The organism is Mesorhizobium sp. M7A.F.Ca.MR.362.00.0.0, from assembly GCF_004023175.1.
GTDB lineage: Bacteria > Pseudomonadota > Alphaproteobacteria > Rhizobiales > Rhizobiaceae > Mesorhizobium.
This window is the reverse complement of sequence record NZ_RZTF01000080.1, coordinates 9,296-19,809: the sequence shown is the minus strand read 5'-3', so window position 1 is coordinate 19,809 and position 10,514 is coordinate 9,296. Positions and strand designations below refer to the sequence as shown.

At 60.2% G+C, this 10,514-nt stretch carries 9 protein-coding genes; 2 read left to right on the top strand and 7 right to left on the bottom strand.

Annotated features, from left to right (window positions below):
- Together leuB and EOC06_RS13175 are read right to left on the bottom strand one after the other, a co-directional pair.
- Nucleotides 1–847, bottom strand: an 847-nt coding sequence (gene leuB / locus EOC06_RS13180; protein ID WP_128307962.1) for a 3-isopropylmalate dehydrogenase, incomplete at its 3' end; no start/stop codon positions are given.
- Between the two features lie 157 nt (nt 848–1,004).
- Nucleotides 1,005–1,889 (bottom strand): LysR family transcriptional regulator, encoded by an 885-nt coding sequence (locus tag EOC06_RS13175; protein WP_032899521.1) that lies wholly within the window; start codon nt 1,887–1,889, stop codon nt 1,005–1,007.
- Nucleotides 1,890–2,151: 262 nt separating this feature from the next.
- Here EOC06_RS13175 and EOC06_RS13170 point away from each other — a divergent pair, with 262 nt between their 5' ends.
- On the top strand, nt 2,152–2,904 hold the full coding sequence (locus EOC06_RS13170; protein ID WP_024504891.1) for an SDR family NAD(P)-dependent oxidoreductase: 753 nt from the start codon (nt 2,152–2,154) through the stop codon (nt 2,902–2,904).
- Nucleotides 2,905–2,968: 64 nt separating this feature from the next.
- On the top strand, nt 2,969–4,207 hold the full coding sequence (locus EOC06_RS13165; RefSeq protein WP_206631183.1) for an amidohydrolase family protein: 1,239 nt from the start codon (nt 2,969–2,971) through the stop codon (nt 4,205–4,207).
- Between the two features lie 579 nt (nt 4,208–4,786).
- Here the strand turns inward: EOC06_RS13165 and EOC06_RS13160 are convergent.
- The 5 genes from EOC06_RS13160 to trxB form a co-directional block, all read right to left on the bottom strand.
- Entirely contained in the window at nt 4,787–5,623 is an 837-nt protein-coding gene (locus EOC06_RS13160; RefSeq protein WP_024504889.1) for an SDR family NAD(P)-dependent oxidoreductase, read from the bottom strand.
- A 327-nt stretch (nt 5,624–5,950) separates the two neighbouring features.
- A complete protein-coding gene (locus EOC06_RS13155; protein WP_127326386.1) occupies nt 5,951–7,450 on the bottom strand; it encodes a tripartite tricarboxylate transporter permease in 1,500 nt (499 codons plus the stop codon).
- Between the two features lie 26 nt (nt 7,451–7,476).
- Complete coding sequence (locus EOC06_RS13150) at nt 7,477–7,995, bottom strand: tripartite tricarboxylate transporter TctB family protein (protein ID WP_128307960.1); 519 nt, start codon at nt 7,993–7,995, stop codon at nt 7,477–7,479.
- Between the two features lie 181 nt (nt 7,996–8,176).
- Nucleotides 8,177–9,145, bottom strand: coding sequence for a tripartite tricarboxylate transporter substrate binding protein (locus EOC06_RS13145; RefSeq protein ID WP_164752848.1), 969 nt, complete (start codon nt 9,143–9,145; stop codon nt 8,177–8,179).
- A 403-nt stretch (nt 9,146–9,548) separates the two neighbouring features.
- A complete protein-coding gene (gene trxB, locus EOC06_RS13140; protein ID WP_128307958.1) occupies nt 9,549–10,487 on the bottom strand; it encodes a thioredoxin-disulfide reductase in 939 nt (312 codons plus the stop codon).
- Between the last annotated feature and the right edge of the window lie 27 nt (nt 10,488–10,514).

Below are 10,514 nucleotides of genomic sequence, written 5' to 3'. Positions count from 1 at the left end.
CCGGCGCGGTGCCATGGACCGGTTCGTATAGGCCCTTGTTGTGATCGCCGAGGGAGGCCGACGGCAGCATTCCGATTGAGCCGGCCAACATGGCCGCCGCATCGGAGAGGATATCGCCGAAGACATTGCCCGTCACGACAACATCGAATTGCTTGGGATTTCGGATCAAGGCCATGGACGCCGCGTCAATGTAGAGATGCGTCAATTCCACATCGGGATACTGCTTGCTGACTTCGATAACGACCTCGCGCCACAGCGCCATCGTTTCAAGGACGTTTGCCTTGTCAACCGAACACAGTTTCTTACGTCGTTTCGCGGCGGCCTGGAAGCCCGCATGCGCTATGCGCTCGATCTCGGCATCGGTATAACGCATCGTGTTGATGCCGACACGCGCGCCAGTCTCGTCACGAGAGACACCACGCGGCTGGCCGAAATAGAGATCGCCGGTCAGTTCACGCAAGATGATCAGGTCGACCCCCGTGACAATTTCGGGCTTGAGTGTGGAGGCGTCCACAAGCTCGGGATAAAGCACGACCGGGCGGAAGTTAGCATAGAGACCGAGGGCCTTGCGCAGCTTGAGCAGGCCGTAACCGGCCCCCTCGCTCGGCGCTCGCCTCTCATCCTCAGGAACGCCGGTTCCGCCAAGCAGAATGGCATCAGCTTTGCGTGAGATGTCGAGGGTATCAGGCGGCAGGGCATCGCCGAAGCGCTCCAGCCCCTCACCTCCGATTACGGCTTCTGTGAGTTCGAGCGGGAGTTCACTACCGATGACCGCGTGCAGCGCCCTTACTGCCTCCGCGGTCACTTCCTTACCGATCCCGTCTCCTGGGAGCACTACTATCTTCAAGGCCTTGCCTTTCGAAATTGAGTTGAAGAGGCGGGCGCATTCGCTCGGCCCTCTCTGCGGCAGGACTTATATGGGCCGACCCGGACCCTTCGAAGTCGTCCTTTGGAAAGCTCGCATCGTCGGACGCGACGCACCGGTTAGCCGGCGGACCAGCCTCTCAACTGTTGGTAAGGTGCTTCAACAGCAGCTTCACGGGTGGTGGCAGGCCCTGACTGTCCTGAACGCAGATGTTCCACTGCCTGACTGCCCAAGGCTCGTCGAGCGCGATTGCCGCAAGCATGCCACCCGTTACATAACGGGCGGCACATCCCGCCGGCACGAGGCCGACGCCCATCTGCGCCTCTACCATTGTCGACACCGTCTCGAACCCGTTGACCCGGATTGGCATTTTCAACGGTTTGCTCAGCTCAGCCGCAGCGCGAATGACGAGCATATCCAGAAAACTTCCCCTGCTTGGCCCGATCAGGTCATAATCCGGGAGGTCGGCGAACTTGACGGAAGTTTGCGAGCTTAGCGGGTGGTCCCTGTGAGCCAGCACCACGAGGCGGTCGCTGCGATAGGGGATGTATTTCAAACCGCGACGGGGCACGACGCCACCGAAGACGCCGATATCCGCAGCGTTCTCGGCCACCGCGTCCACGGCCTGCTGGCTGGTGCCCTCCTCCAGATCGATTCGAATGGCCGAATGCGTCCCCAGAAAGTTGCTCAGATCCGACGGCAGATGCTGGATGATCGTCGAAACACTCGCAAAAATGCGGACCTGCCCACTGACGCCACTGGCGTGATGGGCAAGCTCAATCTCCATCTGCTTCAAGTCGCGGAGCACGACGCGCGCATGGTGGAGCAGCGCCTGCGCTGCCGCGGTCAGCTCCAGTCCCTTCGAGCTGCGGTGAAACAAAGGCGTACTGAGGCGTATCTCGAGATCGGAAATCCGCTTGCTCACCGCCGATGCCGCGATGTGCTCGCGATCGGCCGCCTTGGCGATACTCTGCTCTTCGCAAACGGCGACAAACAGCTGAAGCGAAAGAAGGTCAAAACGCAATGTAGCTCCCCCTCTCCGGCATATTCCATCCATGCCAGGCCTGCGAAACACGCAGCCAGTCACTGCTAATAGCTGTTGACCGCACGGATGCAACTGTCGCAAGGGCATCATCGCGGATCGCGAAGCAGCCATTCCAAACTAAGTCTTTTGCGAAAGACCATCGCAGTCAATACGTTCTGGCACGCGCTTGTCGCGAAATCGCCACCGGTTCCCCCGTGGAACATGCTTCAATCAATAATTCAATCAGAGTGCGTCTTCGACCATGAATCGATATGATCTTGAGCAGCGCGTAGCGATTGTCACGGGCGGAGCGCAGGGCATCGGGTTCGCAGTCAGCGAGCGGATGCTGGCATCCGGTGCCAGGATAGCGATCTGGGATCGCGATGGCGCTGCGTTGCAAAAGGCTCTCAATCAGCTTGGACGAACCCGCGACGTGCTTGGGATTGAGACTGACATTGGCGACCTCGCGTCGGTGGAAGCGGGCTTTGCACACACGCTGGAACGGTTTGGCAAGATCGACATACTGATCAACAATGCGGCGTTGGTCGGGCCGAACATGCCGACCTGGGAATATCCACCCGAGGCCTTCGCACAGGTCCTGAGTGTGGGATTGATAGGGACTTTCAACTGCTGCCGCGCCATCGTCCCTCATATGCGGGAGCTTAACTACGGGCGCATCGTCAACCTCAGCTCCATTGCCGGCAAGGAGGGCAACCCCAACGCGGTCGCCTACAGCTCCATGAAGGCAGCCGTGATCGCCTTGACGAAGTCACTGGGCAAGGAACTCGCAGGGCAGAACATCGCAGTCAACTGCGTCACTCCGGCGGTTGCCAAGACGCCTGGGGCAATGGAGCAGTCACCGCAACACATCGAGTACATGCTTGCCAAGATTCCGCGCGGCCGCATGCTCGAACTTGGCGAAGCCGCCTCCATGATCTGCTGGCTAGCGTCAGAGGAGAATTCCTTTACCACCGGCGCGGTGTTCGATCTTTCCGGCGGCAGGGCAACCTACTGACCGTAGCGCCCGTCAAATTCCGCGGCGCACGTGGCGGCGCACCGATCCAACAAGGAGACTGCTGATGCCTTCCTACATATTCGAAAACGCGCGGATCGTTGACGGCTCCAATGAGGACGGCGAGCACGACCGTTTCGTCCGCGTCAGCGGCAATGTTATCGACGAGGTTTCAGACAAGCCGATCCGGGATAGCAACGCGCATCGCTTCGATCTGCGCGGGAAGACTTTGATGCCGGGCCTGATCGATTGCCATGTGCACATCAATTCCGGAGTTGCCGATCCGGCCGAAAACTCGTTTCTGCCAAACGAACTCGTCGCCTATCATTCGGTGCGGATATTGAAGGGCATGCTCAATCGCGGTTTCACCACCGTGCGCGACCTCGGCGGCGCGACTGTGGCTCAGGTCCATGCGATAGAGCAGGGTCTTATCGAAGGTCCTCGCCTGGTCATTTGCGGCAAGGCCATGGTGCAGACCGGCGGCCATTCGGACTATCGGACGCGCTACGACATGATCAGTGGCGACCGTCAACTCGACCAACTCGGCTCGGTAGGACGCATCGTTGACGGCGTCGACGACTGCCGCCGTGCCGCTCGCGACGAGGTTCGCAAGGGCGCCAGATTCATCAAGGTGATGGCCAATGGCGGCGCGGCATCCTCCCATTTTCCTCGGCCATATCTCGGCTATTCGATGGATGAGCTGCGCGCGTTCCAGGACGAAGCCGACAAGGCCAAGATGTATGTGTCGGTGCACACCCACACCGACGAGGCCGTCGCACGTGCACTCGAATGCGGTATTCATTCGATCGAACACGCGACACTTATTACCCCTCAAACCGCTGCCACCGCTGCGAAGCAAGGTGCGATCGTCACGCCGACGATCGCCGCCTATGAAGCGCAGATCCGCGAGGCCGATGCGCTGAAGCTGGATCCCGGCTTTGTGGAACGCCTGAAATGGGTGCGCGCAAGAGGTCCCGAATCGCTGGAGACGATGCGGGCAGCCGGCGTCAAGCTGGCTTACGGCACCGACGTGTTGGGCTCGATGCACAGCTATCAGTCCGAAGAGTTCCTGATCCGCGCGGAGGCGCTGCCGGCGATCGAGGTGATCAAATCGGCAACCCTTACCGCCGCCGAACTCGTCCGTATGGAAGGCAAGGTCGGCGCGATCGCGGCAGGCGCCTTTGCCGACCTCCTCGTGGTCGACAAGGATCCCGTGAAGGATCTGTCTGCGCTGGGCAGTCAAGGCCGCTACATGTCCGCCATCATGAAGGATGGTGCATTCGTGAAGAACCAGCTCGCAGCCTAGGCTCACGCTGGGACCAATCACGCCGCCATCCTTTTGCCAGTCTTGAGATGTCCGCTCTGGGGGCGGACCGGCTGTGTCACTTGGATATCGACAAGTCTTCCGCGTTCACGCCTTACATCGTCGAACGCGACGAGGTCCATCCCATCGAAGGCTCTGAGCGCGCGTCCAGCCAACTATCCCAATGCTGAATTCGACCGCCCTGGTTTCCGCGCATCGCTGGAGGTCGCGCATTTGAGCGAAGTTTCAGTAACTGCTGAGTGGAAGGACATAGCTCGTTCGAAGAGGCGACGCCAAAGCTTTGAAGGGCTGCCCTATTTGCTGTTGGCGCCGATCGCCATACTTCTGGTTCTGGTGATCGTTTATCCGCTGGTTGAGGCCGTGCGGTCTGCCATGACGGACGCATCTTTTGCCCAACTGGGCACGCGCCCGCTTCAGCGGTTTTCAGAACTTCATCAAGCCGGTCAACGACCCGGCCTCCCTCGAGGAGAGCTGTCTTGCCGGAAAGAGGCAAATCCCTTGTCTGGCTGGTTGTTCCCCTCCCGCCACGCTGTACATGGGAGGTTAGTCCATGGAGGACATTCACCCCTTCTTCGGCGCCAACGCTGCGAGCGGAGTGGCTAGCTCCGGCCAGGCCGCAGTCCGGTGGGTCTGAAGCTGCGGGTCGCTGATCGTATTGTCCCAATCGACCGCGAGGAAGCGTTTGCCGGTTATTTTGTCGCCCTCGCTGGTCAAGAGCGCCAGAATCATCGGAGCCATCATCTCGGGGCGGATAAGCGTCTCGCGATCAAGGCCATCCCTATCGGGAACCATGGCCGTGTCTACCGGCCCGCCCGGCAACACGACGTTGACGGTGATGCCTGATTCATCGAGTTCGCGCGACAGCATCATCGACCATGCTTCGAGAGCCGCCTTTGACGGTCCGTAGGGGGAAAAGCCCGGCCGCATCATGGTCAAGTAGCTCGTGCTGACGTTAATGATGCGGCCCCATTTCTGCGGACGCAGGCGCGGAACGACCTGGCGCGACATGTTGAACGTGCCGCAGACATTGGTCAGCATGAATTTTTTCCACAGTTCTTCGCTGACGTCTTCGATCTGCAAGGGGAGAGTCTCGTAATGTGGGTGCACGGCGTTCATGCCGAGCGCGGCATTGTTGATGAGGACATGCAATCCACCGAAATGCTCTGCAGCAGCATCCACGCCCCGTTTGCAATTCGCCGGATCAGTGATGTCGACCTGCAAGGCAAGGAACTTGTCTTTCCCAACGCGCTGCTCAACCCGGCTCACACCATCCAGATTGATATCCATGCCAGCAACACGCACCCCTTCCTTGACAAGCGCTTCAGCAATGGCAAGGCCGATACCTGCACCGGCCCCCGTTATGATCGCAACCTTCCCCTTGAAATCCGAATACGGCATAAATCCTCCCAATTGCGTGGCTTAGTCCGTCGATCGGGAACGTTCCGATGACAACGGGCCAACTAGTCGCCCAGGAGGCGACGCAGTTCTGATAATGATACGACGGCGTTAGCCCCAGTCGCGATTGGGAAGTGATGCATCGTCTCGGACGATGCCACCAGCGCTCATCCTTGGCCACGGCGTCACTTGCCAATCGCGTCGGTCGACCGTCCGCAATTCGGATAGCTCCCATGCAACTCCGTCAAGACCTGCGCGACACCATTTTTGGAAGGACTCAATCGCTGGCTGAGATGCCTGACGCGCCGGGTTTTTCCCTCCTACCCGAAGTCACTCCTGAAACGCTTCCTCGCGCTTCGAGCGTATGCTGGGCAACAGCACCAGGACCAACAGTATCGCGGCCAGAACGATCAGCATGAGGCTGCCGGGCCGGGTGAGGAACACGGTCGGGTCGCCACGGGAAAGCACCATTGCCCGCCGCAGGTTCTCCTCCAGCATCGGTCCCAGCACGAAGCCGAGCAGCAGCGGCGCTGGTTCGAAGTCGAGCTTGATCAGGATGTAGCCGACGAGGCCGAACAGGGCCATTGTGTAGATGCTGAACGAGTCGTTGTAGACGCTGTAAGCGCCGATGCAGCAAATCGCAACGATCGCCGGAGCGAGGTAGTGGTACGGCACCATCAGCATCCGCACCCATATGCCAATCAGAGGCAGGTTAAGCAGGACCAGCATCAGATTGCCGACCCACATCGAGGCGATCAGACCCCAGAACAGGGCCGGCTGCTCAGTGGCGACATTCGGGCCAGGTGTAATGCCCTGGATAACCAACGCGCCGATCATCATCGCCATTACCGGGTTGGAGGGGATGCCGAGCGTCAGCATCGGGATGAATGAGGTCTGCGCGCCGGCATTGTTGGCGCTTTCTGGCGCCGCGACCCCTTGAATAGCGCCCTTGCCGAACTGCGACCGGTTTTTCGAGACACGGCTCTCGACCGCATAGGCCGCGAACGATGCCAGGACTGCGCCACCGCCGGGCAAGATCCCAAGCACGGTGCCGATGCCAGTCCCTCGCAAGACCGGGGCTATGACGCTCTTGAGCTCCGCAGCCGTCAACATGAGTTTGCTCACCTTGCGAACAATTACGTTGCGCTTCTGCTCATGCTCGATGTTGAAGATGATCTCGTTGATACCGAATACGCCCATGCTGAGCGCGACGAAATCGAGCCCGTCGGCCAAGCTCGGTATGCCGAACGTGTATCGCAGCGTGCCGCTCTCGACATCGGTCCCGACCAGGCCAAGCAGCAGGCCCAGCACGATCATCGCGAACGCCTTGAGCAGCGAACCTGACGCAAGCGTAACTGATGCAACGAGGCCGAGCACCATCAGGGAGAAATACTCTGCCGGGCCGAACTTCAGCGCAAAGCCGGCCAGCACCGGAGCGAACAGCGCCAGGATGAGCGTTGCGACCGTTCCGGCGAAGAACGAACCCAGTGCCGCCACCGCCAACGCCTGACCCGCCCTGCCCTGCTTGGCCATCTCGTAGCCGTCAATCGCGGTCACGATCGAGCCGGCTTCGCCCGGCAGGTTGATCAGGATGGCGGTGGTGGAGCTTCCGTATTGCGCACCGTAGTAGATGCCGGCCAGCATTATCATCGCCGTGTCGGGCGACAGGCTGAAGGTCAGCGGCAGAAGCATGGCAATTGTTGCCACCGGCCCGAGACCCGGCAAGACCCCGACAGCTGTGCCTAGCAGGCAGCCGACGAAGCAGTACAGCAGGTTCCACGGGTTCAGTGCCGTCTGGAAACCAAGCTCAAGATTGGAAAAGAAGTCCATGAAAAATGTTCTTCAGCTGGTGATTTTCACGGGCTGGGGGAAGCCGAAGGCCACCAGTAACCGAAAGATAGCCATTGCCCGATGATCGGGATGGGCAATCCGAGCGCATAGACGAAAAGGAAGGCGCAGACGAGAGACAGCACGAGGGCTAGCGTGATGGAGGGGATCCACTTCGTGTAGCTGCTGGCCATGGTCGTCGCCAGAATGCAGAGCGCCAGCGAGATGAACAGGCCGAGCCCTTTGAGGGTTAGGGCGAAGACCATGATCGAGCCCAGGACGAGGACAAGCGCACGCCAAGGGATCGTCAGCGCCTCGCCTGCCCCGCTTTTTGAACGCAATGCGTTAACGATGATGGCAAGCCCCAGAACGACCATCAGCAGGCTCAGAATGATCGGAAAGTAGCCCGGCCCCATTCGCGAAGCGCTGCCGACCGTCAACCCGCGACCGAAGTAAAGGAACGCTGCACCGGTGGCGAGCACCAGCGTCCCACTGATCACGTCTCTCGGCTTTTCAAGTTGAGATGGCATCGTGAGGACCCGGTGCATAAATCATAGGCCGAAGCAGCAGGAGCCATGGCAGGTCAGAACCTGCCTGGGTCGGGGTGGTTGATGCCGCTTGGCGATATGGGGCTAATGGCGGATTTCGCATCGAAAACTCCAATCCGCAAGCAACGTTCATGCCAGACTTAGGGCGGCCCAAAACGAATGAGCCGCCCGCGACGAACCGTCAATCGGTAATCCGGATGTTCTGTTTTTCGGCGATGGTCTTGAACGTGTCGAGTTGCTTGACCACGAAATCCTTGAACTCAGCGCCGGCAAGCGGCGAAGTATACAGGCCAGAGTCAGCCAGACGCTTTGCCACTTCCGGCTTGACCAAGGCGTCGGCGACGGCCTTGCTCAGCTTGTCGGTGACTTCCTTAGGCATGTTCGCGGGACCCATGAGGGCGAACCAGCCCGTGACGGTGGCGTCGCCGAGGCCGGCTTCGGCCAAAGTCGGCACATCCGGCACTACCGGTACGCGCTCGGGAGAGGTCACGGCCAGCAGCTTGATGGTGCCAGTGTTGAGATGGGCGGAGATGTCCTTCACCGTGCCGAACATGCCGTCGATCTGGCCTCCGACGAGGTCGGTCACAGCACCGGCAGCACCTTTGTAGGCGACGTGGGTGATGTCGATGCCTGCCGCCAGGGCCATACGCACACCCTCAATGTGCAGCGAACCGCCAACACCCGAAGAGCCGTAGTTGAACTTGCCGGGATTGGCCTTCGCGTATTCGACGAAATCTTTCATGGCGTTGAGCGGCAGCTTCGTGCTGACAGCGAACACCAGTGGAAACTCGACGACCCGGGAAATGAAGGTCAGGTCGTCCGGGATCTTGTAGGCCACGTCCGGCTTGACGGCCGGCAGTATCGCAATCGCGTCGTTGTTGCCAAACAGAAGCGTATAGCCATCTGGATCCGCGCGCTTGACGGCATCAACGGCGATCGCCGAAGAGGCGCCGGGGCGGTTATTGACGATCACCGGCTGTCCGAGGCTGGTCGACAGTGACTCGGCGAGGACGCGGGCGGCGAAGTCGGTTGCGCCACCGGGGAGGTAGCCGACGATTACTTCGATCGGCTTGTTCGGATAGTCATCAGCCGCCTTGGCGCAGTTGGCGCCAGCGAGCGACAGCAGTACCAGCGACAGCGCTGTCAGCATGGCATGGGCTGATTTTTTGTAGGATCCAATCATTCTTCTCTCCCTTTTTATTGCTTCTTCGAGGCTTCCATCCCGCAGCGAGACTTTGCTAGCGTCACGTCCCAAAGGAACCGTAGACAGCGCACCCGAGGTCCTGCCGCCAACTAAAAGCCCATCACCGTTCCTCTTGGCCTCCCGCGGCACTTCGCGACGGCATGGCCGACGGCGCAGTACGGCGACCTTATAAAAAGAAACGGCGCAAAAAGGTGAGTCGTAGATTCTTATGCCGGCATCGCACACTGCGAGGATAAGGCTTCTGCTCGGAGCCAGGTGCCGCGGTATGCTTTACCGATAGACGGCGGAGCGGAGAGAATATGGCAAAGCATGGTAGAGCGAGCCAGGCCCGGTTGCGCAGCCGCAAGCATTACGAATGAGGGTGAGCGAGGAACCGTTCCGCTTCGATGGCGGCCATGCAGCCGAGGCCGGCAGCGGTTACCGCCTGCCGATAGACATCGTCGCTTACATCGCCTGCCGCAAAGACGCCCGGAACGTTGGTGCGCGTCGATCCAGGCTCAACCCAGATGTAGCCACCGGGCTTCTGTCGGAGCTGGTCGCCAAAGACCCGGACGGACGGGCTGTGGCCGATCGCGACGAACAGCCCGTCGGCAGGCAGGTTCTGCACAGCACCCGTTCTGGCATGCCTGAGGCGAATGCCTTCGACGGAGAGCGCCGGTTCTTCGTTGCCCAGAACTTCATCCACTACATGCTCCCAGACGACCTCGATTTTCGTGTCGTTGAACAGTCGTTGCTGCAGGATTTTCTCCGCTCGCAAACTGGCACCACGGTGCACGAGCGTGACCTTAGACGCATATTTGCTGAGGAATAGCGCTTCCTCGGCCGCGGTGTTGCCCCCGCCAACCACCACGACGTGCTTGCGGATGAAGAATATGCCGTCGCATGTAGCGCAAGCGGAGACACCGAAGCCGCGGAAACGCTCTTCCGAAGGCAGGCCAAGCCACCTGGCCTGGGCGCCGGTCGCGATGATGAGCGCCTCGGTCTCGTAGCGCTTGCCGGACGACGTGATTACCCTGAACGGCCGCTCGCTGAGATCGGCGGTTTCGACATGGTCAGTGACGATAGTCGCCCCGCAGTGTTCCGCCTGTTTCTGCATCTGCTCCATGAGCCATGGGCCCTGGACGATGTCGGGGAATCCCGGATAGTTCTCGACATCCGTGGTTACCGTCAGCTGTCCACCAGGTTGCGGCCCACAGATCAGCACGGGATTGCACAGCGCGCGTGCCGCATAGATGGCGGCGGTGTAGCCCGCCGGCCCCGACCCGATAATGATGACCCGTGTGCTCATTCGTTCGCCCAGGATTGCTGGTGGGTT